We start from the raw sequence: 25,301 nt of genomic DNA on the forward strand, positions 1-25,301 counted from the left end.
TAGTCTAGTTCAAAATATTTTAAAAAGCGTCGGAGTAAAGCGTTGTGGTGAAGACGACAGTATTGATTTTAACTCAGGGGCGTTTTGGTGGGACGGATTTTCTTCTTGCGCGCCTCAGTAGTTGGTTGAAATTAAACCATTGCTACGTTGATATCATCACGCCGGCTGAAAGGCCGGGTCTGAAGGAATACGATATTGTATTTCTTCCAACCTCCGAGGTCAGCCGGCTTTGGCTTTTTTCAGTATCATCTGTAAAGTTTAAGCATGTCTGCATATGGTGTATGGGGTATGCAGCATTTCGCGGCGCATACGTGTCCATTGCTGATGAGGAGTACTCCCAGCACATTACCTCCAACAACCTCAAAGCCAAAGTCATAAGGGCGCTGAAGGCAAGATCCCAGCGCGGGTTAGCTACGTTTCTTAATAGCAAATCTATAGCTTTTACTGACGAGGTTGGGGCGTTTGCTGATATTGGCGGCTTGAGTTTTGATCAGAAGTTAGAAGATTTGATTTGCCCGATTGTCATAGATAAAAGTCCTTCTGAATATTTTGAATATAGCGCTCCAACGAATATTCTTCGGCTAGGGTGGGTTGGTCGCGTTGATATGGATTTCAAATTCTATGCTTTGGAGCGAGTCATACTTGATATTCGTGCGCTTCAAGAAGAGATATTAAAGCGCTACGGAAAAATTGTTTTTTATATCGTCGGAAATGGTGATGCTATTGAGGCTTTGAAGGAGCTCGTTTCTACTGATTTAAGTATTGAATATCACCTTATTCCCTTCATTGATAAAGCAAAGCTCAGTGGATTTATTAGAGAAAATATCGACTTGATGTTTGCGATGGGAACGTCGTCATTAGAATCGGCCAAAAATAAAATTCCCACTATAGTAGTTCCTCCTAGAGCTCGCAGAGATGATTTACAGATGCCTTCATATAGGTGGGTTTCAGAGTCTAAAGGTTACTCTCTGGGAGAACTTAGTTACGCAGGAATCAGGCCGGTACAACCATCAAGTCAGATGAATATTTTACTCGATAAATTTATTAACAGCGCCAGTGAGCTTTCAGATGCTGCCTACGAATATTCGAAGTTTTTTGATGCTGAACTAGTATTTGAAAAACTAGATGTCGTGGCGAGAAAAAGTCTGCCCTCGTATATGTTATATGTAAAGTCTTTTGAGCTTTTTATGCTTAAAAAAATCAAGGCGGCCACCAAGATTATTTTGAGGCGGGCTTAATGATTATTGTCAAGCGGAATGAACTCGCATTTGGTTTTCTTTTGCTGTTCAATTTTATACTGACTGTCTTGGTGGCTCTGTCGATAAGTGAGGAGACTGGTGGTGTCGAGGCTTTCCTATTTAATATATTTTTGGTTTCTACTACTGCTCTTTTGGTTTTTTTCTGTTTTCAGGGGGCTTACAAGAACCCTTTAAATATTACATCGCTGGTATCGATTTCGATATTTTTTTTCATGTGGGCACGTCCGTTTTTGACATTAATTTTTGATAAAGACATTGTTGAAGCGGGAATAGTGCTGGGCGAAAGCTCAGTTCGAAAATCTGTCGTTATCCTGGCGATGGGATGTATATTTATATTTTCAGGCCACTTCTTTAGCTCAAGGCTTACTTCAAGGCTATCCAGGGCATTGGTAGAATTTCCGGTGTTTACTTTGTCTCGCCTCACAAGTGGTTTTATAATTTTTCTTGCGTCGTGCAGTGGTATGTACTTTTTGGGCAAGTCTTATGTTTTAGCTAGCAAGTATATGGTCGGCGATTATTTCGCAGCATTGGAAAATCCTGAGTTTCATGCGCACATATTAACATTTTTTATTGCGAAAAATATTTTGTTGTTGTGGGGTATTTTTGGAAAAAACTCTAATCGACTTTTAATTATTTCGTTCATATGGGTATTTTTTGCAGTAGGCTTTTTAATGATCGGCCTTCGCGGCTATTTTTTTGTCTATTTATTTTTGTTTGTTTTTGTATACGGGTTGGAGCGGCGGATCAATTACATATTTCTAGTGGCGTTAGGGCTGGGCTCATTGATTTTTGCGAATATATTGCTCGAGTATAGATTGGGTTTTGAGGTCGCTACTGGAGTGGTAGATAAGATATCTCAAACATTGCATGGGCAAGGTGCTTCTTTCGAGGTTTTATATGGCGCTGTTAATTTTGGTAACGCGGTGCGTGAATGTTTGAACTCGACGAATGAAGCTTTTGGTGTCTGTGTTGATCAGGCTCGTCATATAAACTTTGTCAGTGGTGGTTTTTCTACAAGTTTCTTTGCTGAAGCCTACTATCAGGGATGGTTTTTTTATATATTTTGGTGTCTTCTTTTTGGATGTTTGGTGCGTACGTTAGATGGAGCGGTTGCTTTTTATAAAGACAATAGATCTGCCTGTGGGAACCATGGCGGCGTTATTTTTTTGATTCTCTCGGTCTTACCAAATCTCGTGTATTTTTCGCGCTCAAGCATGTATGAGTTTTTATTTAAGTTCTTGCAAGTTTCAATGGTGCTGATGGTCATGGCTATAGTAATGACTTATATAAAAAGATATCGTAGGGTTTTCAAATGAATATGCATGTTAGCGTTATGCTCCAAGGCGGATTGGGAAATCAACTGTTTCAGCTGGCGTGGGCCAGGTACATCGAGTCTGTGTCTAGTTCTAAGGTTGCGTGTAATAGTAAGAGACTGCTCAGTAAGGGGATTCATGGAGGTATCCGTCTGTCGGATCTGATTGATTTTGATCATGATCAGTCATCGGAAAGTTGTATTTTTTTTGAGGATAATATTTTTGCAAAGGTTATTCGACTCATAATTAGAAAGTTGAATATTAGACGATTAGGTGATCATCTTTTTTATGATTACGATGCGGATACCAACTTTGATCAAGCCTGCCAGGCGATAAATTCGAAATTTCATTTTGGTTACTTTCAGTATGTCCAAAGCGCTCTTTATTTCAGGGATGAGCTGAAGTCGCTGATTCTTCAGAAAAATTCTGTATTGTTGGCAAAGGGCAGAGAGCTCTACTCCGGCAGCGTTGGTGTTCATGTTCGTCGAGGCGATTTTTTACTATCAACAGATCCTCGTCATAAAGTCATGGGCGAGGATTATTATTTAAAAGCAATCAAGAGTTTCAAAGGTCGTCGTTTCGTGATATTCACGGATGATAGGGAGTGGTGTAAAGAGGTCTTCAAGGGACAAGATTTTGAAATCTGTGGGCTTCTTGGAAATGAAGTGAAGCCTGCGATCGCGGATTTTTTGAGCTTGATTTGTTGTAAAGATTATATAGTAGGCACTAGCACGTTCGCTTGGTGGGCTGCATTTTTAAGTCTCAGCAACAACCCGGTTGTTTACTTGCCTCGCGTGAATCTCCCATTCCAGAGCGAAATGAGTAATCAGCTGATTGGCTGGAGTTATATTTTGAGTGAGTAACGCCCGTAAGGTATGCTTTGCTGAGTGATTGCCAAGTCATGAGAGTCAGAACTCTGGCTTGAAAATCGCCGGTATACTCGCATAATGGGTAACTCGTAGTCTCTGCCTCAATTTTGTACGTTCAAAAAAATGTGCTGATGAGTGACAATGGGCATTTGCCCTATTGCTTCCCAACTCGCCATGCCGTTCGGGTTCGTATGTGGTGTCATTACGCCTTCTGGTAGGCAATCAAAGGACGATATCAATGTTTGTTCCAATTATTATGGCAGGTGGTTCGGGGACTCGCTTGTGGCCATTGTCTCGTCAGCTTCACCCAAAACAGTTTCTTCCGCTGGTAGACACCCAATTTTCGATGCTGCAAGCCACAATTCATCGCTTGGAAGGTTTGACTCATGCCTCACCGCAGTTGATTTGCAATGAGGAGCATCGGTTTTTAGCTGCGGAGCAGTTACGCCAGCTTGGTCTTGAAGATATCAATATTCTGTTGGAACCAATGGGCCGTAATACGGCTCCCGCCATTGCCTTGGCGGCTCTTCAAGCGACCGCCGGAGGCGATGACCCTCTGTTGTTGGTGTTGGCTGCGGATCATCTGATTCAGGATACCGAAGCCTTCCAAGACGCAATACGTATTGCGGCGGAACTTGCAGGGGCGGGTAAACTCGTTTCCTTTGGTATCACGCCCACAAGGCCAGAAACAGGTTACGGTTATCTGCGGCAGGGTGCTTCAGTCGGAAAAGGAGGGTTTGAAGTTACACGCTTTGTTGAGAAGCCAGATACCGAGACTGCGCAGCTTTACCTTGCTGGCGGCGATTATTTCTGGAATAGCGGAATGTTCATGTTTAGGGCAAGTCGTTACTTGGAGGAGCTACAGACCTTTGAGCCCGAAATTGTCTCCTGTTGTCGCGAGGCGTTGGCCAAAGGGCAACAGGACATGCATTTCACTCGGGTCGACCGGGATGCATTTTTGCGGTGCCCTGATAACTCGATCGACTACGCTGTGATGGAGAAAACCCTTCAAGCTGTCATGGTGCCACTTGATGCCAATTGGAGTGATATTGGTTCGTGGACCGCGTTGTGGGAGGCGGGTAGCCGTTCCGAAGATGGAAACTTGCTAGAAGGTGATGTGATTTCGATAGATACGTCAAATAGTTACGTCTATTCAGAGAGTCGTCTGGTTTCTACGGTTGGCGTCAATGATCTGATTGTCGTTGAAACCAAGGACGCTGTACTTGTAGCTCACAAGGATCATGTTCAGGACGTAAAAAGAGTAGTTGAGAAACTAAAGGCAGATGCAAGGAGAGAGCATATATCACATCGTGAGGTTTACAGGCCTTGGGGTATGTACGATGCTATTGATAGTGGGCAGCGCTACCAAGTTAAAAGAATTACAGTGAAGCCAGGACATAAGCTGTCTGTACAAATGCACCACCATCGCGCTGAACATTGGATTGTCGTTAGTGGCACTGCAAAAGTTACTAACGGGGAAAAAACCTATCTTGTCACTGAAAACCAATCTACCTATATCCCAATAGGCGGGGTCCACGCGCTCGAAAATCCAGGTGTAATACCGCTAGAGCTTATTGAAGTGCAGTCAGGCTCTTACCTGGGGGAGGATGACATTATCCGATTTTCAGATAATTATGGGCGTAGCTGAAATGGTTGAGGTAGAGGATGCTCAGACGCCGTTTTTCAGTGTACTCATGTGTTGTAATCGTGATGATGGTTATCTTAATCAGGCCATTGAAAGTGTTCTAGCACAAAATTTCAGTTCGTTTGAGTTTATAATCGTTTTGAATCGTTGTACTGATGAGTTATATGATTCGGTAGCCGCAATAAAAGACCCGAGAATTGTGTTGTTTCGAACAGAAATAGGCCAGTTATCCTTCAATCTTAACTTTGGCGTCAACAGTGCGATTGGAACTTATATCGTCAGATTTGACAGTGATGACATTTGTCATGTTGATAGGCTTGCGGAATCTTACAAGATTATTCAAAAAGACTTGGATACGGACATCGTTGCTGGATCTTGTCGGGTCATTGATGCTTTGGGTAATGTGGTCGGTGTTCGAGTTCTAAGGGAGGAGGATTGGCGTTCTAAAATCACGTACTCGAACCCTTTTATCCATCCAGCAATGGTAATTAGGAGAGATCTGATCCTATCTGCAAGAGGATATCTGGGTGGTTTTCAGAGCGAGGACTATGATCTTTGGATCAGGTTGGCCAAGCGTGCAGATGTAAAGTGTGTATTTACATCGTTTCCAATGATTGATTACAGAATTTCAGATTTCCAATCAAAAGGAAGCCGTCAAGCCTATGCGGAGGTTGCTTCATATTTTTTTAGAGAATTCCTGATTGAGCCTGGTTTTAAAAAGCTCGTGAGTGTGTTTTTTTCCGTGTTTAAAGTTTTTTTTAAGTCAAAAAAATAGTTTTTGGTGTGAGGTGAAATTTTGAAAACGGTTTTGGTTACTGGAGGGGCAGGTTATATCGGTTCTCATGCACTTGTGGAATGTCTTCAGGCGGGCTATAGAGTGGTGGTCCTAGATGACCTCAGTAATAGCTCCAGCGAAGTACTGGTTCGAATTAAAAATATCACCGGTGTTAGTCCTGTATTTTTTAATGGAAGTGTTTGTGATGCTCAATTGCTCACAATAATATTTAACACCTATTTAATTGATTTTGTAATTCATTTTGCAGGCGTCAAAGCGGTCGGTGAAAGTGTTGAAAAGCCTTTAAAGTACTATAATAATAATGTGCTCGGGTCCATTGTTCTATTTCAGATTATGGCCAGAATGAGTGTTTATAAGTTGGTGTTCAGCTCTTCTGCTACAGTGTATGGTAATTCTCTTGAGATGCCGCTCCGCGAAGATTCACGTACTGCGTCCCCCACCAACCCGTATGGGCATTCCAAATTGATGGTTGAGCAAATTTTGTTTGATTTAGCTCATGCTGATTCCCGATGGTCTATTGCTGTTTTGCGTTACTTTAATCCCGTTGGTGCTCATACAAGTGGCCTGATAGGGGAGCATCCCAAGGGGGCCCCTAACAATTTGTTTCCTTACATTAGCCAGGTGGCTGTGGGGCTAAGGCCCTCTGTGAGTGTGTTTGGCAATGATTATCCTACTTCTGATGGCACTGGTATTAGGGACTACATCCATGTAGTGGACTTAGCCAAGGGGCACTTGGCTGCATTGAGCTATCTTGATTCACACAACGGTTGCTTTTTATGGAACTTGGGTACAGGGAGAGGTTATTCGGTTCTTGAAGTAATCAAGGCTTTTTCCACGGTTAGCCAAGTGAACATACCGTTTGAGTACCTCGGACGTAGGCCTGGTGATTTGTCTGCTTGTTGGTCTGATCCCTCTAAAGCAAAGAGGGACCTGGGTTGGGCCGCAACTCTGGATTTGAAGGCGATGGTTGAAGATTCCTGGCGTTGGCAATCCCGAAATCCTCATGGTTATGATGTGGAGGAAGAAGGGTGAGAATCTTATATGTGATTACCCGTTCCGACGTTATCGGAGGGGCGAGCGTTCATCTTCTTGATCTCGCCAGCGGAGTCCAAGAGGCAGGGCATGAAGTGATTATAGTTGTAGGCGGCGAGGGTGTCTTTATCGAGCGCGCTAAAGATCGGGGGCTTGCATGTGTTTCCGCGAATCATTTGGTCCGTCCCTTGAGCGTTATCAACGATTTTCGCTGCTATTTGGAACTAAAGCGCATCGTGTCGGCCTGGAAACCGGATTTGATTCACGCGCACTCATCGAAAGCCGGAATAATAGGGCGATTGGTTGCAAAAAAGTTGTCCGTTCCATGTTTATTCACCGCGCATGGTTGGGCTTTTACCGAAGGCGTATCAGCGTCTCGGCGGTTTTTATACCGCTGGATTGAACGCGCTGTCGCCAATCTTGCGAATAAAATTATTACTGTCTCTGATTATGATCGCTTGTTGGCGCTGAGGTCGGGCGTGGGAAGTGCGGATCTCATTGTCACCATTCATAATGGAATGCCTTCCGTAGAGGACAGTTCTGCTACAAAAGTCGCATCCGAAATAACTCGGCTTATAATGGTTGCAAGGTTCGATGCGCCCAAAGATCATGCTTTTCTGGTTCGTGCCCTGGCCTCATTGACTCGTAATGATTGGGCTATGGAGTTTGTCGGGGATGGGCCCACTATGTCAAAAGTAAAGCAGCTCGTTGCCGAACTCGACTTGGCAGATAAAATTTTCTTCCCGGGCGCTTGTTCTGATGTATCCGAACGGCTGTCCAGATCTGACGTCTTTTGCCTTATATCAAATTGGGAAGGACTACCGTTGACTGTACTGGAAGCTATGCGTTCTGGACTACCGGTCATCGCATCGGGGGTTGGCGGTGTTCCAGAGGCAGTAAAGCAGCAGGAGACAGGGATTTTGGTCGCTAAGCACGATCATGAGGGATTGGTATACGCGTTAGATGCGTTAATTGGCTCGCGGGAGTTGCGCTCAAAGATGGGAATTTTGGGTAAATCAAGGTTTTCTAGTGACTTCACTTTTGAGCTAATGTTGCAGCGAACAATTACCGTTTATTCAGAAGTGGTAAAGGTGTGATATGCGTGTTCTTGTAACGGGAGCTACCGGATTCGTCGGCCGTGCTTTGATTCATGCATGTACAGATTCTGATGACATTGATGTATTGGCGGCAGTGCGTCATCCTCAGGGGGCCACTGAGCGAAACGTTGACGTAGTAGTTGTTGGCGATATCTCCGGACAGGTTAATTGGGCACCTGCGCTTGAGGGGGTGGATGTGGTTGTCCATCTGGCTGGCCGTGCTCATGTCATGGGCGAGTTACCCGCAAACGCACTGGATAAGTTCAGAGCAGTCAATGTTGCAGGAACCAGCGCGATTGCTAGACAGGCACTTGAAGCGGGGGTGAAGCGCTTCATCCTTATTAGTTCAATTGGGGTCAATGGCGCGCGAACGATGAATACGCCTTTTGTCGAAAGTTCTATTCCCTTACCGCATGCAGACTATGCCGTTTCCAAGCTCGAGGCCGAGGAGGCATTACGTCAGGTTGCCGAAGGCTCGACAATGGAGTGGGTCATCGTTCGTCCGCCACTCGTCTACGGGGCTGAGGCTCCTGGGAACTTTGGGCGGCTGCTCAAATTGGTATCATCCGGTTTTCCTTTGCCTTTTGCTTGGGTGGAAAACTCCAGAAGCATGATAGCGTTAGAAAATTTGGTGCATTTTTTGCGTCAATGCATCACTCATCCATCCGCCGCTAATCAGCTATTTCTGGTTTCTGACGGTATTTTTCTGTCTACTCCGGAGATAATTGTCCACCTAGCCCTCGGGATGGGCGTGAAAACCCGTTTGCTACCCTGTCCGCCAGCCCTGATGCGATGGGGGGCGAGTTTGATAGGCAGACAGGGTATGTATACACAGTTATGTGAGTCTCTCACGATTGACTCGAGCAAAGCCAGATCGCTCCTTGAATGGACACCACCGCTGTCTCCCGAGCTTGCATTACAAAAATGTGGTCGCGAGTTCCTAACATTAAGATCATGATGCCAACTATTAATCCGTAGCCTCAAGGACGTGTCTTTTTTATGAGTATGTGGCTTTTATATCCTGCTATTGTCATTTTGTCCGCTTTGCTGACGGGGGGTATTCGTCGATACGCGATTAGTCGTAGCCTCATCGATGTGCCTAACGCGCGCAGTTCTCACTCGGTTCCTACGGCTAGAGGCGGCGGTGTTGCGATCGTCCTGATTTTTTTGCTGTTCTTACCATTCTTTGGTGTTACCGGGGAATCGGAATGGTCCTTGATTTGGTCGATAATCGGGGCTGGTACAGGCGTCGCTGTACTCGGTTTTCTTGACGATCATGGTCATATCGCTGCTCGGTGGCGCTTGCTCGGTCATTTTCTGTGCGCCGCCTGGGCATTGTGTTGGCTGGGGGGCCTCCCACCGATTGGGTACTGGGGAGGAGTTATTGATCTTCAGTGGTTCGGCGTAATTGTGGCTGCCTTCTATCTTGTATGGTTGTTGAATCTATATAACTTTATGGATGGTATAGACGGACTCGCGAGCGTTGAGGCTATCTGTACTTGTGTTGGGGTTTGCGTTATCTACTGGCTAACAGGCTTTCCCGGTTTAATTGGGCCACCCTTGCTCTTGGCAATGGCTGTCGCTGGATTCCTCATATGGAATTTCCCACCGGCGCGCATTTTTATGGGTGATGCGGGTAGTGGGTTTCTCGGTCTAATGATGGGGGTTCTCTCGCTTTATGCTGCTTGGAAAAGTCCGACTTTTCTTTGGGTATGGTTGGTTCTTTTAGGTGTTTTTATAGTCGATGCGACGTTCACTCTATGTTCTCGATTTTTGCAAGGGCGCCGGGTGTATGAGGCTCATCGAAGTCATGCTTATCAGCATGCGGCACGTAAACTTGGTAACCATCTTTCGGTGACAGGGGCTGTTGCTGCTATCAACACGCTTTGGTTGTTTCCGATAGCTATCTGCATTGCTGTTTTTGAACTAAATAGTCTTCTGGGCGTGATTATTGCTTATGTGCCTTTGGTCATCCTGGTCTATAAATGTCGTGCAGGTAAAGATGGTTAAGTTTTGTGGTCGAGATATATTACTTTAAAATAACCGTCATTAGGTCGGTTAAAATGCAATTAATGACCTGTGGCATTAGCGACAGGAGCTTCGTAAGGTGCTGTAAATTATGGACAAAATGAGAGCATTTTTGCTGAGTTTACCGCGTAGGCAAAAGCGCATCCTCCAAGTCGCTGCTGATATTTTGCTGGTTTGGTTCGCGCTATGGATGGCTTTTCTGGTGCGTTTGGGTTTGGACGAGCTGGTTAACCCGTTTACCACGCATTTTTGGTTGTTTCTGACCGCACCCATCGTGGCAATTCCGCTTTTTATACGCTTTGGAATGTACCGTGCAGTAATGCGCTATTTTGGCAATGATGCACTTATTGCGATTATTAAAGCTGTCAGTTTGTCGTCGTTAATTCTGGGGGTTGTTGTCTACTGGTATAGTAATCACCAAAATGTAGTTCCTCGTTCAATCATTTTTAACTATTGGTGGCTCAGTTTGATCCTGGTTGGTGGACTGCGACTGGCAATGCGTCAATACTTTCTTGGTGATTGGTTTGCTGCGGCACAACATGTACCCTTTACCAGCCGTGAGGATGGTTTGCCCAGGGTTGCTATATATGGTGCGGGCGCTGCGGGTAACCAATTAGTTGCAGCGTTGCGTATGGGACGTGTCATGCGTCCGGTTGCTTTCATTGACGACGACTCCAGTATTTCCGATCGAGTGATTTCTGGACTGCAGGTATATAAGCCAAAACATATTCAGCGCATGATTGATGTCACTGGCGCTCAAGAAATCTTGCTTGCAATTCCGTCTTCAAATCGCGCTCGCCGTCGAGAGATTCTGGGCTTTCTTGAAGGCTTTCCTTTGCATGTCCGCAGTGTTCCTGGATTTATGGATCTCGCGAGTGGGCGCGTAAAAGTAGATGACATTCAAGAGGTTGATATTGCGGATTTACTCGGACGAGATGCAGTGCCTGCTCAAAACGAGTTGTTGGAGCACTGTATAAAAGGGAAATCTGTTCTAGTCACTGGTGCAGGCGGTTCGATCGGCTCTGAACTCTGTCGGCAAATACTAAATTCAAATCCAACAACGTTATTGCTGTTCGAGCATAGCGAATTCAATCTTTATAGTATTTTATCAGAGTTAGAGTTGCGAATTGCTAGGGATTCTTTGCCCGTCAGGTTGCTTCCGATTTTGGGTTCAGTGCGTAATGAGAAAAAGCTAATCGACGTCATGAGGGCTTGGCGCGTTGATACAGTTTATCATGCTGCGGCGTACAAACATGTACCCATGGTTGAGCATAATATTGCAGAAGGCGTATTAAATAATGTAATGGGAACGCTTAACACCGCTCAAGCAGCGTTGCAGGTGGGAGTCGCGAACTTCGTCCTGATTTCTACTGACAAAGCTGTTCGACCAACTAATGTTATGGGCAGCACGAAACGATTAGCAGAGTTGACGCTGCAGGCTCTCAGTCAGGAGGTGGCTCCTGTTTTGTTCGGGGAAAAGTCTAATGTTTCGCGAGTTAACAAGACTCGCTTTACGATGGTTCGTTTTGGGAATGTTCTCGGTTCTTCAGGTTCGGTTATCCCATTATTTTATAAGCAAATTAAGTCGGGTGGCCCGCTCACTGTTACTCACCCTAAAATCACGCGCTATTTTATGACCATTCCTGAAGCAGCGCAGCTGGTGATTCAGGCTGGCTCCATGGGGCAAGGGGGCGACGTTTTTGTCTTGGATATGGGGGAACCGGTAAAAATTATCGAACTGGCGGAGAAAATGATTCACCTTTCTGGCTTGAGTGTTCGCTCAGAGAAAAACCCTCATGGAGATATTTCAGTTGAGTTTTCGGGTTTGCGGCCGGGTGAAAAACTCTACGAAGAACTGCTCATTGGTGACAATGTCGTCGCAACGCCACACCCGATGATTATGAGTGCCAACGAAGATTATCTATCCTGGGAGTCTCTCAAAATTAAACTCGCCGAGCTGCTTGTGGCAGTAGATAAAGACGATTACGCTCGTGTCCGCCAACTACTACGTGAAACAGTCAGTGGTTATAGTCCTGATGGGGAAATCGTTGATTGGATCTATCAGCAACGCCGCTTTGAGCCCTGAAGCTCGGAGAGTTGGATTCCAGATAGCCGGTGCGGAAAATCTTACAATTAGTTGCTGTTATTGCCATCATTGTAAGTTTTCCGCACTTTGTGCTTTTAAGCTTTGCAGCTGAATCAGGCTTTAATACTGTTAAGCAGTGGAAAAGCTTCCGAGATCGAATAATGATGATTGCCAACGAATAGGCCAAATTTATCGATATGCTCGGCGTTCTTCAGTTCTCCATGAACTTCGCAGTCGAAATACTTTACAACTTCATTTTTTGCGAAATTTCCAGCTACGATAGGGCGACACTCAAAACCGAGTTCGTTCAGTTTTTCAACAAGTGACTTGCGTGTCAACTTGCTTCCCGGGCGTATCACCAAGCTGAAACCAAACCAACTGGATTCGCCAATCTCTCGTTGAATGATGATTTCCGGGTGGTCTTTCATTGCTGCTTGTAGAAGAGCACCATTCTTACGTCGCTCCTGAATTAGAGTGGGCAGGCGTTTTACCTGCTCCACACCTAGTGCGCCCTCGAGTTCAAGCGGCCGAACATTGTAACCAGGTAAAACGAAGCGAAATGACTCTTCGAACGAATCATCACTCTTATCGCTGCATACTAAGTTTTGCTTAGGCAGGTTTCGAGTCCAGCCATGGGCTCGCAGGGAGAGCAGGATCTGATACAGCTCTTCGTCATCGGTTACGATCAGACCTCCCTCCATCGTCGAAATGTGGTGGCTGAAGAAGGAACTGAAGCTACCCATAATACCGAAGGTGCCAGCTTGTTTTCCGTTGTAAGATGCTCCCATCGACTCGCAGTTATCTTCAATCAGGACAATCTTCTGCTTACCGATGATCTCTTGAATGCGTGCGAAATCATTCGGATTGCCAAGAAGGTTTACGGCCATAATGGCGCGGGTCTTATCGGTGACAGCGAGTTTAAGTTGTTCAAGGTCGTAGTTTAAGGTTTGGAGATCAATGTCAACGAACTTAATCTTCAAGCCGTACTGGTAAAGCGGGTAGTAAGTGGTACTCCACGAAACGGCCGGTACAATGATTTCATCGCCGCGTTGCAATTTTAAGTCGGCGTTTTTAGTGTAAAAAAGAGCGGCAATAATCAAGAGGTTTGCGGACGAGCCAGAATTAACCATTACACAATGTTTACTGCCTACAAACTGCGCAAAGTCTTGTTCAAATGCTTTTACATTTTCGCCCATTGTAAACATGCCGGTGGCTATAACGCGTTGCATTGCGTCGAGTTCTTCTTTTTCCCAAGAAGAAGCGGCTAGCGGAAAATTAATACTCATTGTTGATGCTCCATATAATAGCTGTAGGTCTTTTCAATACCCTCTTGCAGGGTATGGTGCGGCTTCCAACCCCACAGTGTCTGACGCTCGATATTCACGAGTTTGCGCGCCATCCCTACCGGCTTGGTAGTGTCATGTACGAATTGACCGCTGTATCCCATTACTGCAGCTACAGCGTGATAGTACTCATTGATTGAGTGATCCTGCCCAAGACCCACGTTCATGTTCAGGGGCAGGGAATCGAATTTCCGTAATGCCTGCATAATGGCGTCGCTCAAGTCTCCACTATACATGAACTCACGTCGGGCAGTCCCGTCACCCCATATTTCGACATTTGAATCATTGTTTATCTTCGCTGTGTGAATCTTATGTATAATCGCGGGTAGCAGGTGTGAGTGCGCAGGGTCGAACTTGTCAAAACGACCATAAATATTGCAAGGAATCAGAGTCTTGTATTGAAAGCTCGAGTCTTCGCGTGTGATGTAATCGCAAAGGCGTGCTGTAGTAACTTTTGCTAATGCATAGCCTTCATTAGTCGGTTCCAGTTCGCCCTTTAAAATCATTTCTTCGCTGAGAGGCTCGGAATGATTGCGCGGGTACATGCAGGAACTACCTAGGTTTATTAGGCGCTTTACGCCTGCTTGACGGCTAGCCCATACAATGTTTCTGCCCATATCAAGGTTGTCCAGCAGAAACCCCACAGGCTCTCTGATGTTCACTTGGATACCACCCACTTTTCCGGCCGCATGAATGATCAAGTCGGGCTTGGACTCAGATAGATACTTTTGAATTGCGTTGAAATCACGTAAGTCCAGTTCGCTACTACGCGGAGCAAGAACTTCAAAGTCTTCAATGCAGGGGTGCTCGAGGAGATTGCGCCCGACCATCCCGCCGCCGCCCGTCAACAATATTCGCATCTTATTCATCTGGTAGATTGCCAAATAGAGTTATTCGTTGTAGCTGAAGGTTGTGTATCCATGCTTTTTGATCAGCTCATCCCGTTCAGCACTTTTCAGATCCTCACGTACCATTTCCTTGACAAGCTCTTCAAACGTGATTTTCGGAGTCCATCCAAGTTTCTCTTTAGCTTTGGATGCATCCCCCAATAGAGTTTCAACTTCGGTTGGGCGGAAGTAGCGGGGATCCACTGCTACAATGCATTTACCGACTTCGTTGTAGCCTTTTTCATCCTCACCTTCACCTTTCCAAGTGATGGTGATACCTAGTTCTTTGGCTGCAGCGTTTACAAAGTCTCGTACGCTGTATTGCACACCGGTTGCGATTACGAAATCTTCAGGTTTTTCCTGTTGAAGCATCAGCCACTGCATCTCGACATAGTCTTTGGCGTGTCCCCAGTCTCGAAGTGAGTCCATATTGCCCAGATAGAGGCACTCTTGTAGGCCAAGCTTGATGCGGGAGAGTGCGCGGGTGATTTTGCGAGTAACAAAAGTCTCACCGCGAATCGGGCTTTCGTGGTTAAAGAGAATACCGTTGCAAGCGTAGATTCCATAGGCTTCACGGTAATTGACGGTAATCCAGTACGCATAGAGCTTGGCGACCGCGTAAGGGCTACGCGGATAAAACGGGGTGGTTTCTTTCTGGGGAGTTTCTTGAACCAGGCCATAAAGTTCTGAGGTGGAGGCTTGATAGAAGCGAGTTTTTTTCTCGAGGCCAAGAATTCGAATGGCTTCCAGAATTCTCAGGGAGCCGAGTGCGTCAGAGTTTGCGGTGTATTCTGGTTCTTCAAACGAAACGGCAACATGGCTTTGTGCTGCAAGGTTGTAAATTTCATCTGGTTGAACTTTTTGAATGATACGAGTCAAGCTGGATGAGTCAGTCATGTCTCCATGATGGAGGAAAAAAGGGTGACCTTTGTCGTGTACGTCGTGGAACAGGTGATCAATTCGGGCAGTATTAAATAACGAACTGCGTCGCTTTATCCCGTGTACCTCATAACCTTTGCTCAGCAAAAGTTCAGCAAGGTAAGCACCATCTTGTCCTGTGATGCCAGTAATAAGTGCTTTTTTAGTCATGTTCTCTTCCATAATTGTATTTTGGATTTAGTGGCTGGATTTGTCTGAGCTTACTCGATGGTTTCTAGTTCAGACGGTCCGTTTTTTAAACTCGAAGATCTTACAGAGGGCGTACGTAAGTCTATATTTGGTCGATGTAAATTTACTTCGTAATAGTCCCTCCATTACGCGGCGTTTCATCCCATTTCTAATCTAAGATTGTGCGCAGTCATAATCATTGATCTGCTTGGTTAAAAGCTTGGAGAGCTGATATTCGCATGACCTAATTAGCCTCCGGGAAAATAAAAGACTGAGAGTATGTTCAAATCAAGATGTTTACCTGAATTGTCATTAAATGTACGGCCTTGCAAAAGGGACCCTCTATTTTCATACCGCATAGCAAAACCTTATGCATTAGGCTGTTGATAGTGGTCTCGCGAGCTTTCGCGGCGCACCGCTTCGCTGCAGTCAAAGTCAACATAGTACTTTACACCTGACTTCGCGCTTCTGACCAATTTTACCTGATGCGAGGACTGGGAGGTTATTTTTTCAAGTGTTGTAGATGTGCTCATGGTCTCAATGAGCATTGGCGCACGGGCATGCATTTTTCTTGCTCATTAGTCATCTGTTTTTAGCTTCCACATACTCTGTAACTGCGTTATTTTTGACAGCTTTCCTCCATCGCCTACCCTAGAAAAGCAGCTTCGGAAAAGCTGCTCTCTCAACTATGTCATGGAGCGTCACCGATGCAAATCACTTACATCTCGTCCCTTATATTTGCCTTTCTCACAAGCCTCTCCGTCGCCAGCGCAGCAGCACCTGCCAGTAGACCCGAGGCGCAAACGCCGATCTCTGCACAGATGAACAAGGTAGATCAGGCCGCCAAGGTCAACCTCAACGCTGCCGACGCCGAAACCCTGCGCCGCGACCTCTTCGGTATTGGCGTCTCCAAAGCCAAAGCAATCGTTGCCTATCGTGAAAGCAATGGTCCATTCACTGCGGTGGATGAGTTGCTGGAAGTTAAGGGGATCGGCAAGGCTCTGCTGGAAAAGAATCGCGATAGGCTTGTCATCAACTAATCCAATGAGGGGAGGCCGGTCATTGGCCGGCTTTTTCATCTTGTGAAACCTGGGTTTTCAAGCTTCCCCGCACCACACCCATGATGCGCATCGCCATTGCCGAGTCTTGGACACTTCGAGCCAGCACAAGGGCACCCACCAGTGTCGACATCATCACCAGGCTTTGTGCATCACGTTGTCCATCCCCCAGCGCTGTCTCAATCTGCTGAAGCCTTGCGCCGAGCACAGCATCTGTAGTCGCGCTGTGTTGGCCTCTCAGCCCCAACTCGGAAGACATGGTTGGCAATGGGCAGCCTTCAGCCGGCGAGATCAGGTGCCATTCAGACAGGTAACTATCAATGAATGCTTCCAGCGGCCGTTCCTGGCTGAACAGTATCTCGCAATGCGCATCCAGCTCGGCAGCCGCGGCTTGCAGTGCCTTTTCCACCAGTTCGTCCTTGGATTTGAAGTGCGCGTAGAAACCGCCATGGGTCAAGTCCAGGGCTTTCATCAACGGCTGCAGACCGGTCGCGCCGATCCCGTCGCGACGAAAGCGTACCGAGGCTTCCTTGATGATGCGTTGGTGGGTCTTGGCTTTGTGGTCGGATGAGTAACGCATAGGTGGGCCTCAGTGACAGGCTGGCATTTTAACCGACTTGAATCTTTTTACATGCTGACACGTTGGCATGAAAAGTGATTACCTGCCCACTAAGGATTGTTCAACAATCGTGAAGGTAACCATGACACTCAGTTTGTCTCTCGCCGACCAGATTGCCCTGGAGCTCCGCGCCGACATCATCGGCGGGCGATTGCTGCCAGGCATGCCATTAGTCGAAGTGGAACTGGTCAACGCCTACAACGCATCGCGCAATACGATCCGTGAAGCGTTGCACCGCCTTGGGCAAGAAGGGTTGACCCGTTATGTGCGCAATAAAGGCGTGATGGTCCGGCGGGTAGCGCGCGAGGAAGTGCGGGATTTGTTTGTCGTGCGCCGCACCCTGGAGTTGCAGGCCATCGCCCAGAGCGGCCCTCTGACAGAAGATCAATCCAGGCGCATGCAGAACGCCATCGACGCCACCACCCTCGCCCGCGAGCGCGAAGACTGGCGTGCGGTCGCCACCCATAGCCTGGTGTTTCACCAGCACATCGTCGGGTTGATGCGCAGCCCGTTGTTCGATGAGTTTTTTGCCCAGGTCATCGCCCAGCTGCGGCTGGTGTTCTGCGCCGCGCCCGATGAGCGGCGCTTCCAGTCGCCGTGGCTGGAGCGTGATCGTGAGATCTACACGTTATTGGTCCGGCAGGATAAATCGGCGGCGGGGGAGGCGATGAGCCTCTACCTGGATGATTCGGAACGCTTGTCCCTGGCTTTGTTTAACCACCCCTGATCGAGGATCCGCACCATGTACAAAGACTATCCGGCCGCTTATCAGGTCAGTAAAGGTTCGGCGTTGCAGGTCGACACAGCGTTTTACGAGCGCATCCGTGATCGAAAAGACCAGCGCACGCTGATCGAGCAGTTTGAGGTGCCGATTCGTACGGGCAGGGCGTGGAAGGTGCCAGCCGGACATGTGTTCCGTGTGACCACGCCGGTCGGCCCGCAGGTGGGTGATTTCAACGTATGGAATGCCAATGACCCCCGTGAGCGCCTGTGGGCGGCTCGCACCCGGCAGTTGCAGGGCGCCCATGTCAGCACCCATGACCGCTTGTGGTCGAACCTGCCATTCCTGCGGCCTTTGGTGACGATCACCGATGACAGCCTGGCCAGCTACGGCATTGATGAGCACGGCGGGCGGCTGCATGATTTGCTTGGCACACGTTGTGATCCCTATGTGAATCGGATGCTCACCGGTGAGGACTTCCATCACCATTGCCACTCCAACCTGACACGCGCGGTGTTGCCTCACGGTCTGACGGAATTCGACGTGCATGACGTGCTGAATATTTTCCAGTGCACCGGTCTAAATCACGACGACATGTACTTCATGAAGGCCTGCCCCGCGCAGAAGGGCGACTACCTGGAGTTCTTTGCCGAGATTGATTTGCTATGCGCGCTGTCGACGTGCCCCGGTGGGGATTTGTCGCTGCCGATGTGGGGGCCGGATGCGCAGGACCCGCTGACGGTATGCCGTCCGTTGGGGGTTGAGATCTACACGTTGGAGGATGCGTTGCTCAATGGCTGGAGCCAGCCGGAACGTGCTGCCTACAAGGGGCAGCACGGGTTGCATATTGCCAAGGCGGATTGGGAGTAGCCCAAGGCTCAGCGATCCTGCGCATCCTTGGCATCCGCCTGGGCGTTGCGCTCGGCCACGCGCTTGCGTTGTTCGTCGGTGAGTTCCACTTTGTTGGCGCTGTCACGCAGCATCATCAGTCCACCGACGATCGACCCGATCGCAACTACCATAATCAACCACGCATACCACGGCATAAGGCTCTCCTTGAGGCAGATTGCCGCGGGAGAGTTTTCCCACGGTAATGACTGCTTTGAGTGACGGGCTTTCTTACTAGTTCAGTGTAGGCCCGTTCTGCCTCGCAGTAGATCAGAGCCCGGTCAACATCGCATCCGCCGGTGCATCGGCACGGTCTTGCGCAGTCATCTGGAAGTAGGCGAACCCCACCACCATAAAGCCCAGGAAGATCAGCCCGATCAGCGCGTTGAACCAAGCCATGGCCACCAGGCACACCACCGCCAGCACCAGGGCAATGCCCGGCACGATGGGGTAACCCGGCGCACGGAAGGTGCGTTCCAGCAGCGGTTCGGTCCTGCGCAGTTTGAACAGGCTGAGCATGCTCATGATGTACATCACGATGGCGCCGAATACCGCCATGGTGATCATCGCTGCGGTCAGTGTCATACCGCCGAGGTTGATCAGGCCGTCGCTGTAGATCGCCGCGATGCCGACCACGCCGCCGGCGATGATTGCGCGATGGGGTGTCTGAAAACGCGACAGTTTGGCGAGGAAAGACGGCAGGTAACCGGCGCGGGCCAGGGCGAAGAACTGGCGCGAGTAGCCGAGGATGATGCCGTGGAAACTGGCCACCAAGCCGAACAAGCCAATCCACACCAGCATGTGCAACCAGCCGGAGCTGTCGCCGACCACGGTTTTCATGGCTTGTGGCAGTGGGTCGTTGATGTTGGACAGGGTGCGCCAGTCACCCACGCCGCCGGCAAAGAACATCACGCCCATGGCCAGGATCACCAGGGTCAGGATGCCGCTGATGTAGGCCTTTGGAATGGTGCGCTTGGGGTCTTTGGCTTCTTCGGCGGCCATGGCGGCGCCTTCGATGGCGAGGAAGAACCAGATGGCGAAGGGAATTGCGGCAAACATGCCGGCAATCGCCGGTGCGCCAAAAGTATCGGAACCGGCCCAGCCATTCAGGGCAAAGTTACTGAAGCTGAAGGCGGGCGCCACTACGCCCATGAACACCAGCAATTCAGCGACGGCGAGCACGCACACCACCAGTTCGAAGGTGGCGGCGAGCTTAACGCCGAGGATGTTCAGGCCCATGAACACGACGTACGCACCGACGGCCGCGTGTTTGGGGTCCAGCGCCGGGAACTGCACATTCAGATAGGCGCCGATGGCCAAGGCGATGGCAGGCGGCGCAAAGACGAATTCGATCAAGGTCGCGAGCCCCGCGATCAAGCCGCCTTTCTCTCCAAAGGCACGACGGCTGTAGGCAAACGGCCCACCCGCATGAGGAATGGCGGTGGTCAGTTCGGTGAAGCTGAAGATAAAACAGGTGTACATCGCGGCAACCATCAATGAGGTCACCAGGAAGCCCAGGGTGCCGGCGACGCCCCAGCCATAGCTCCAGCCGAAGTACTCCCCGGATATCACCAGCCCGACCGCGATGCCCCATAAGTGCAGGGTGCCCAAGGTGGGTTTGAGTTGTGTGTTCATCGTGATGCGCTCCCTGAACGGTTTGGAATGATTCAAGGTGTTGCAGCGGACATGCCATGCCTCACAACCGTGTCGTAAAGCGGCGCAACTGTCGTCTGGGGGATGGTTTGGCGTTTGAAATTTTCCGGTGTCGCACCAGATAAGTGCGGGGGTGGCTGGCAGGGCCTCATCGGGGGCAAGCCCCCTCCCACACTTGGCCTGCGTAGACCGGTCAACATGTGGGAGGGGGCTTGCCCCCGATGGGGCCCTCCAATCCAGCACAACCCTCCCTGTAAACCCCGCATAAACCCACTCTTTACGCCGTCTTTACGCCCCGCCCACACCCTCGCTCTCGTTCCTTTACGCCACTCCTGCCGACAATTGCCCCACACGCGGCACTCGCCGCTAAACGGAGAGACTTCCATGAGCGTTCTGGACGGGGTGTCACTGCTATTGGCCGTGGCGCTGTTCATTTATCTGCTGGTTGCGCTGTTACGCGCGGATCGGAACTAGGAGCTGGCCATGCACAGTTATGACTATTGGCTGATCATTGCCTTCTTTGCCGTGGTGCTGGTGCCGGCCCCGTTCCTGGGGCGGTTCTATTACAAAGTGATGGAAGGGCAGCGCACCTGGCTCACGCCGGTGCTCGGCCCCGTAGAGCGTGCCTGTTATCGCCTGTCGGGCGTGGACGAGCATCAGGAACAGAGCTGGCAGAAGTACATGCTGGCGTTGCTCGCTTTCAACCTTGCGGGCTTTTTGCTGTTGTTCGCGATCTTGTTGTTCCAGGACTACCTCCCACTGAACCTGCAGAAATTGCCGGGGCAGGAATGGACGCTGGCGTTCAACACCGCGGTCAGTTTCATGACCAACACCAACTGGCAGTCCTACAGCGGTGAAGCGTCCCTGAGCTACCTCAGCCAGATGGCCGGCCTGACCGTGCAGAACTTCGTCAGCGCAGCGACCGGTCTGGCAGTGCTGGTCGCGCTTTGCCGTGGGATTGGTCGCAAATCCACCAAGACATTGGGCAACTTCTGGGTCGACATGACCCGCGCCACCCTCTACGGCTTGCTGCCGTTGTGCCTGGTGCTGGCGTTGTTCCTGGTGTGGCAGGGCGTACCCCAGACCTTCGCCCATTACGTGGATGCCGTGACCCTGCAGGGTGTGGACCAAGTGATCCCCCTGGGCCCGGCGGCCAGCCAGATTGCGATCAAGCAATTGGGCACCAACGGCGGTGGCTTCTTCGGTGTCAACTCGGCGCATCCGTTTGAAGACCCTACCGCTTGGGCAAACTTGTTCGAAGTGGCGTCAATCATCCTGATCCCCGTGGCGCTGGTGTTCACCTTCGGCCATTACGTGAAAGACCTGCGTCAGAGCCGCGCGATCCTCGGCTGCATGCTGGCGTTGTTCCTGATCGGCGGCGCGACCTCGCTGTGGGCCGAATACCAGCCCAACCCGACCCTGAACAATCCGGCCGTGGAGCAGACTGCGCCACTGGAAGGCAAGGAGGCACGCTTCGGCACCGCCGGTACGGTGCTGTGGTCGGTGACGACGACAGCGGCATCCAATGGCTCGGTCAACGGCATGCAGGACAGCCTCAATCCACTCAGCGGCATGGTCGCGCTGGTCAACATGATGGTCGGCGAAGTGATCTTCGGCGGCGTCGGCGCCGGCATGTACGGCATGTTGCTCAACGTGTTGATCGCGGTGTTTCTCGCCGGCCTGATGATCGGCCGCACCCCGGAATACCTGGGCAAGAAGCTGCAGGCCAAGGAAGTGCAATTGCTGGTGGTGACCCTGCTGGTGATGCCGGTGGGTGTGCTCGTGCTCGGCGCCATTGCCGCCAGCCTGCCTGGCCCGGCCAGTGCCATCAGCAACCCTGGCCCCCACGGCTTCAGCCAGTTGCTCTACGCCTACACCTCGGCGAGTGCCAACAACGGCTCGGCCTTCGGTGGCTTCAGCGCCAACACACCGTTCCATAACCTGATGCTGGGCCTGGGCATGTTGATCGGTCGCTTCGGCTACATCCTCCCGGTCTTGGCCCTGGCCGGCAGCCTGGCGATGAAGAAGACCGCACCGATCGGCCAGAACAGCTTCCCGACCCATGGCCCGCTGTTCGTGACCCTGTTGACCGTGACCATTCTGCTGGTGGGCGGCCTGACTTTCCTGCCAACGCTGGCGCTGGGTCCCATTGCTGAACACTTGAGCATGGGCTTCTAAGAGGCGATATGAACATGAATATGCCTGCAAAAAATGCGGCCCCGGTCAAAACCCAGGAGCCTGCCAAAACCGCCGTCTCGGCTCTGTGGCGCCCGGCGCTGGTCCAGGCGTTCGTCAAGCTGGACCCGCGCCAACTGCAACGTTCGCCGGTGATGCTGGTGGTCGAACTGACCGCGATCCTCACCACTGTGCTGTGCTTCGTGCCCGACACCACCGTGCCCACGTTTGTCGCCGTACAAATCGCCGTGTGGCTGTGGTTCACCGTGCTGTTCGCCAACTTCGCCGAAGCCCTGGCCGAAGGGCGTGGCAAGGCCCGCGCCGACAGCCTCAAGGCCGGCAGCGAAGGCCTCAGCGCACGGCGCAAGGAGGCCGATGGCAGCTTCAAGGTCGTGCCGGCCACCAGCCTGCGCAAAGGCGATGTGGTGCGCGTTGCCGCCGGGGAAATGATCCCCGGTGACGGCGAAGTCATCGAAGGCATCGCGGCGGTCAACGAAGCGGCCATTACCGGTGAGTCCGCACCAGTGATCCGCGAGTCCGGTGGCGACCGCTCGGCCGTCACCGGCAACACACGCCTGGTGTCGGACTGGCTGCTGATCCGCATCACTGCCAACCCGGGCGAGTCGACCCTGGACCGCATGATCGCCCTGGTGGAAGGCGCCAAACGCCAGAAAACCCCCAACGAAGTCGCGCTGGATATCCTGCTGATCGGCCTGACCCTGATCTTCCTGTTGGTGGTGGTGACCCTGCAGCCGTTCGCCCACTTCGCCAGCGGCAGCTTGCCACTGGTGTTCCTGGTCGCACTGCTGGTGACGCTGATTCCTACAACTATTGGCGGCTTGCTGTCGGCGATCGGCATCGCCGGCATGGACCGCCTGGTGCGCCTCAACGTGATCGCCAAGTCCGGGCGTGCCGTGGAAGCAGCGGGCGACGTGCATGTGTTGCTGCTGGACAAGACCGGCACCATCACCTTCGGTAACCGTCGCTGTGCGGCGGTGGTCGCGGCGCCTGGCGTCAGTGGCAAGGAAGTGACCGAAGGCGCATTGTTCGCCTCCCTGGCCGATGACACGGCGGAAGGTAAATCCATCGTTGAATACCTGCGCGCCTTGCACCCTCAAGCCGAGCCGACCGCAGACGAACTGACGGCCGTGCCGTTCAGTGCTGAAACCCGCTTGTCCGGTGTCGACTACCAGGGCCGTGTGTTCCGCAAAGGCGCGGTGGATTCGCTGCTGGCCTTCATCGGTCAACAACGTCGCGACTTGCAGCCTGCGCTGTCGCGGGAAATCGACAAGATCGCCCAGAGCGGCGGCACCCCGTTGCTGGTGTGTGCCGACGGCAAGTTGCTCGGCGCGATCCACCTGAAGGACGTGGTCAAGCCGGGCATCCGTGAGCGTTTCGCCGAGCTGCGCAAACTGGGAATCCGTACCGTGATGGTCACCGGCGACAACCCGCTGACCGCCGCCGCGATTGCCGCTGAAGCGGGCGTGGACGACGTACTGGCCGAAGCCACCCCGGAGAAAAAACTCGCCCGCATCCGTCATGAGCAAAATGATGGTCGCCTGGTGGCGATGTGCGGCGACGGCGCCAACGACGCCCCGGCGCTGGCCCAGGCGGACGTCGGCATGGCGATGAACGATGGCACCCAGGCTGCGCGCGAGGCCGCCAACATGGTCGACCTCGACAGCGACCCGACCAAGCTGCTGGACGTGGTGCAGATCGGCAAGGAATTGCTGGTGACCCGTGGCGCATTGACCACCTTTTCCATCGCCAACGACGTGGCCAAGTACTTCGCGATCCTGCCGGCGCTGTTCGCTTCGATCTATCCGCAACTGGGCGTGCTCAACGTGATGCACTTGCAGAGCCCGCAGAGCGCGATCCTTTCGGCCATCGTGTTCAACGCGCTGATCATCGTGGTGCTGATCCCCCTGGCGCTGCGCGGTGTGCGCGTACAGGCAGCGAGCGCGGCGGCATTGCTGCGGCGCAACCTGCTGATCTATGGGCTGGGCGGGATTCTGGTGCCGTTCGTGGGCATCAAGGCGATCGACATGCTGCTGACTGCGTTGCACCTGGTTTGACCCGATTCCTGTGGGCGCCCGACGGGTGCCCACAGGTTGCAATGACCGACTTGAGGAATCCGAAATGTCCAACATGATCCGCCCGGCCCTGAGCCTGCTGGTGCTCATGACCCTGATCACCGGCGTCGCTTACCCACTGGTGGTGACTGGTGTCGCCCAAGTGGCTTTCCCGAACCAGGCCAATGGCAGCCTGGTGCGCGACGACAGCGGCAAGGTGCGTGGCTCCAGCCTGATTGCCCAGGACTTTACCGGTGCCAGCTGGTTCCATCCGCGCCCATCGGCTGGCGCGTTTGCGACGGTCTCCAGCAGCGCCAGTAACCTCGGCCCCAGCAACCCGGCGCTGGCGACGCGTATCTTCGATGACGCGAGTAAACAGTTGGTGCCAAGCCAAGGGCCGGTGCCTCTGGCATCGCTGACTACCTCTGGCAGCGGTCTTGATCCACACTTGCCACCCCAGGCGATTGCCTATCAACTGGCAAGGGTGGCGGCGGCGCGGAATGTGCCGGTGTCGACTTTGCAGCGTTTGCTCGATGAACACATCGAAAGCCCGCTGGTAGGCCCGCCGGTGGTGAATGTGCTGGCGCTGAATATGGCCCTGGAAAAGTTGTAGGCAGTGCCGCCGCCATCGCAGGCAAGCCGGCTTCCACAGG

General features: G+C 51.2%; 23 protein-coding genes. 17 read left to right on the plus strand and 6 right to left on the minus strand.

Annotation, left to right across the window (positions count from 1 at the left end; translation table 11 throughout):
- The first annotated feature begins 47 nt into the window (after nt 1–47).
- From BM017_RS19970 to BM017_RS20015, 10 genes are all read left to right on the plus strand, one after another.
- A complete protein-coding gene (locus BM017_RS19970) occupies nt 48–1,238 on the plus strand; it encodes a hypothetical protein (RefSeq protein ID WP_139212924.1) in 1,191 nt (396 codons plus the stop codon).
- The gene (locus BM017_RS19975) at nt 1,238–2,575 is read left to right on the plus strand and encodes a hypothetical protein (RefSeq protein WP_092247572.1); all 1,338 of its coding nucleotides are present in this window, start codon (nt 1,238–1,240) and stop codon (nt 2,573–2,575) included. The genes BM017_RS19970 and BM017_RS19975 overlap by 1 nt, the downstream gene beginning before the upstream one ends.
- Nucleotides 2,572–3,435 (plus strand): alpha-1,2-fucosyltransferase, encoded by an 864-nt coding sequence (locus tag BM017_RS19980; protein ID WP_092247575.1) that lies wholly within the window; start codon nt 2,572–2,574, stop codon nt 3,433–3,435. The genes BM017_RS19975 and BM017_RS19980 overlap by 4 nt, the downstream gene beginning before the upstream one ends.
- 244 nt (nt 3,436–3,679) lie before the next feature.
- On the plus strand, nt 3,680–5,089 hold the full coding sequence (locus BM017_RS19985) for a mannose-1-phosphate guanylyltransferase/mannose-6-phosphate isomerase (protein WP_092247578.1): 1,410 nt from the start codon (nt 3,680–3,682) through the stop codon (nt 5,087–5,089).
- Entirely contained in the window at nt 5,049–5,861 is an 813-nt protein-coding gene (locus BM017_RS19990) for a glycosyltransferase (protein ID WP_092247580.1), read from the plus strand. Before BM017_RS19985 ends, BM017_RS19990 begins: the two co-directional genes overlap by 41 nt.
- Nucleotides 5,862–5,879: 18 nt before the next feature.
- Nucleotides 5,880–6,914, plus strand: coding sequence for a UDP-glucose 4-epimerase GalE (galE, locus tag BM017_RS19995; RefSeq protein ID WP_092247583.1), 1,035 nt, complete (start codon nt 5,880–5,882; stop codon nt 6,912–6,914).
- 11 nt (nt 6,915–6,925) lie between these two features.
- A complete protein-coding gene (locus BM017_RS20000; protein WP_256575323.1) occupies nt 6,926–8,011 on the plus strand; it encodes a glycosyltransferase family 4 protein in 1,086 nt (361 codons plus the stop codon).
- 1 nt (nt 8,012) lies between these two features.
- On the plus strand, nt 8,013–8,969 hold the full coding sequence (locus tag BM017_RS20005) for an NAD-dependent epimerase/dehydratase family protein (RefSeq protein ID WP_092247589.1): 957 nt from the start codon (nt 8,013–8,015) through the stop codon (nt 8,967–8,969).
- 41 nt (nt 8,970–9,010) lie between these two features.
- Nucleotides 9,011–10,021: an MraY family glycosyltransferase gene (locus tag BM017_RS20010; RefSeq protein WP_092247592.1), complete on the plus strand. Its 1,011-nt coding sequence runs from the start codon at nt 9,011–9,013 to the stop codon at nt 10,019–10,021.
- Nucleotides 10,022–10,130: 109 nt separating this feature from the next.
- On the plus strand, nt 10,131–12,125 hold the full coding sequence (locus BM017_RS20015; protein WP_092247595.1) for a polysaccharide biosynthesis protein: 1,995 nt from the start codon (nt 10,131–10,133) through the stop codon (nt 12,123–12,125).
- A 113-nt stretch (nt 12,126–12,238) separates the two neighbouring features.
- Here BM017_RS20015 and BM017_RS20020 read toward each other — a convergent pair whose 3' ends face one another.
- From BM017_RS20020 to gmd, 3 genes are read right to left on the minus strand one after another with little or no spacing between them, the layout of a single operon-like run.
- Complete coding sequence (locus tag BM017_RS20020) at nt 12,239–13,411, minus strand: DegT/DnrJ/EryC1/StrS family aminotransferase (protein ID WP_092247598.1); 1,173 nt, start codon at nt 13,409–13,411, stop codon at nt 12,239–12,241.
- Nucleotides 13,408–14,352, minus strand: a complete 945-nt coding sequence (locus BM017_RS20025; RefSeq protein WP_218189507.1) for a GDP-L-fucose synthase family protein — start codon at nt 14,350–14,352, stop codon at nt 13,408–13,410. The genes BM017_RS20020 and BM017_RS20025 overlap by 4 nt, the downstream gene beginning before the upstream one ends.
- A 6-nt stretch (nt 14,353–14,358) precedes the next feature.
- Nucleotides 14,359–15,444, minus strand: coding sequence for a GDP-mannose 4,6-dehydratase (gene gmd / locus BM017_RS20030; protein WP_092247601.1), 1,086 nt, complete (start codon nt 15,442–15,444; stop codon nt 14,359–14,361).
- A 725-nt stretch (nt 15,445–16,169) separates the two neighbouring features.
- On the opposite strand from gmd, the gene BM017_RS20035 reads away from it, so the two are divergent.
- Nucleotides 16,170–16,502, plus strand: coding sequence for a ComEA family DNA-binding protein (locus tag BM017_RS20035; protein WP_092247604.1), 333 nt, complete (start codon nt 16,170–16,172; stop codon nt 16,500–16,502).
- 19 nt (nt 16,503–16,521) lie between these two features.
- Here the strand turns inward: BM017_RS20035 and BM017_RS20040 are convergent, their stop codons facing one another.
- Nucleotides 16,522–17,100 (minus strand): TetR/AcrR family transcriptional regulator, encoded by a 579-nt coding sequence (locus BM017_RS20040; protein WP_092247607.1) that lies wholly within the window; start codon nt 17,098–17,100, stop codon nt 16,522–16,524.
- 121 nt (nt 17,101–17,221) lie between these two features.
- Between BM017_RS20040 and BM017_RS20045 the strand changes: the two genes are divergently transcribed.
- Entirely contained in the window at nt 17,222–17,866 is a 645-nt protein-coding gene (locus tag BM017_RS20045) for a GntR family transcriptional regulator (RefSeq protein WP_092247610.1), read from the plus strand.
- Nucleotides 17,867–17,881: 15 nt separating this feature from the next.
- Nucleotides 17,882–18,730 (plus strand): urea carboxylase-associated family protein, encoded by an 849-nt coding sequence (locus BM017_RS20050; RefSeq protein WP_092247613.1) that lies wholly within the window; start codon nt 17,882–17,884, stop codon nt 18,728–18,730.
- A gap of 8 nt (nt 18,731–18,738) precedes the next feature.
- Here the strand turns inward: BM017_RS20050 and BM017_RS20055 are convergent, their stop codons facing one another.
- Entirely contained in the window at nt 18,739–18,906 is a 168-nt protein-coding gene (locus BM017_RS20055; RefSeq protein ID WP_003172675.1) for a DUF2897 family protein, read from the minus strand.
- A gap of 112 nt (nt 18,907–19,018) precedes the next feature.
- Nucleotides 19,019–20,383 carry an ethanolamine permease gene (eat, locus tag BM017_RS20060; RefSeq protein ID WP_092247616.1) on the minus strand — a complete coding sequence of 455 codons (1,365 nt, stop codon included), beginning with the start codon at nt 20,381–20,383 and terminating at the stop codon, nt 19,019–19,021.
- Nucleotides 20,384–20,785: 402 nt separating this feature from the next.
- Here eat and kdpF point away from each other — a divergent pair, with 402 nt between their 5' ends.
- The 4 genes from kdpF (at nt 20,786) to kdpC (ending at nt 25,261) form a co-directional block, all read left to right on the plus strand.
- The gene (kdpF, locus tag BM017_RS20065) at nt 20,786–20,875 is read left to right on the plus strand and encodes a K(+)-transporting ATPase subunit F (RefSeq protein WP_003218754.1); all 90 of its coding nucleotides are present in this window, start codon (nt 20,786–20,788) and stop codon (nt 20,873–20,875) included.
- Between the two features lie 9 nt (nt 20,876–20,884).
- Complete coding sequence (gene kdpA / locus BM017_RS20070; RefSeq protein ID WP_092247619.1) at nt 20,885–22,579, plus strand: potassium-transporting ATPase subunit KdpA; 1,695 nt, start codon at nt 20,885–20,887, stop codon at nt 22,577–22,579.
- Between the two features lie 8 nt (nt 22,580–22,587).
- Nucleotides 22,588–24,651 (plus strand): potassium-transporting ATPase subunit KdpB, encoded by a 2,064-nt coding sequence (gene kdpB / locus BM017_RS20075; protein WP_092247622.1) that lies wholly within the window; start codon nt 22,588–22,590, stop codon nt 24,649–24,651.
- A gap of 64 nt (nt 24,652–24,715) precedes the next feature.
- Nucleotides 24,716–25,261: a potassium-transporting ATPase subunit KdpC gene (gene kdpC, locus BM017_RS20080; RefSeq protein WP_071490039.1), complete on the plus strand. Its 546-nt coding sequence runs from the start codon at nt 24,716–24,718 to the stop codon at nt 25,259–25,261.
- The last annotated feature ends 40 nt before the right edge of the window (nt 25,262–25,301 follow it).

It is taken from the genome of Pseudomonas sp. NFPP04 (assembly GCF_900113815.1).
In the GTDB taxonomy this organism is placed as follows: domain Bacteria; phylum Pseudomonadota; class Gammaproteobacteria; order Pseudomonadales; family Pseudomonadaceae; genus Aquipseudomonas; species Aquipseudomonas extremorientalis.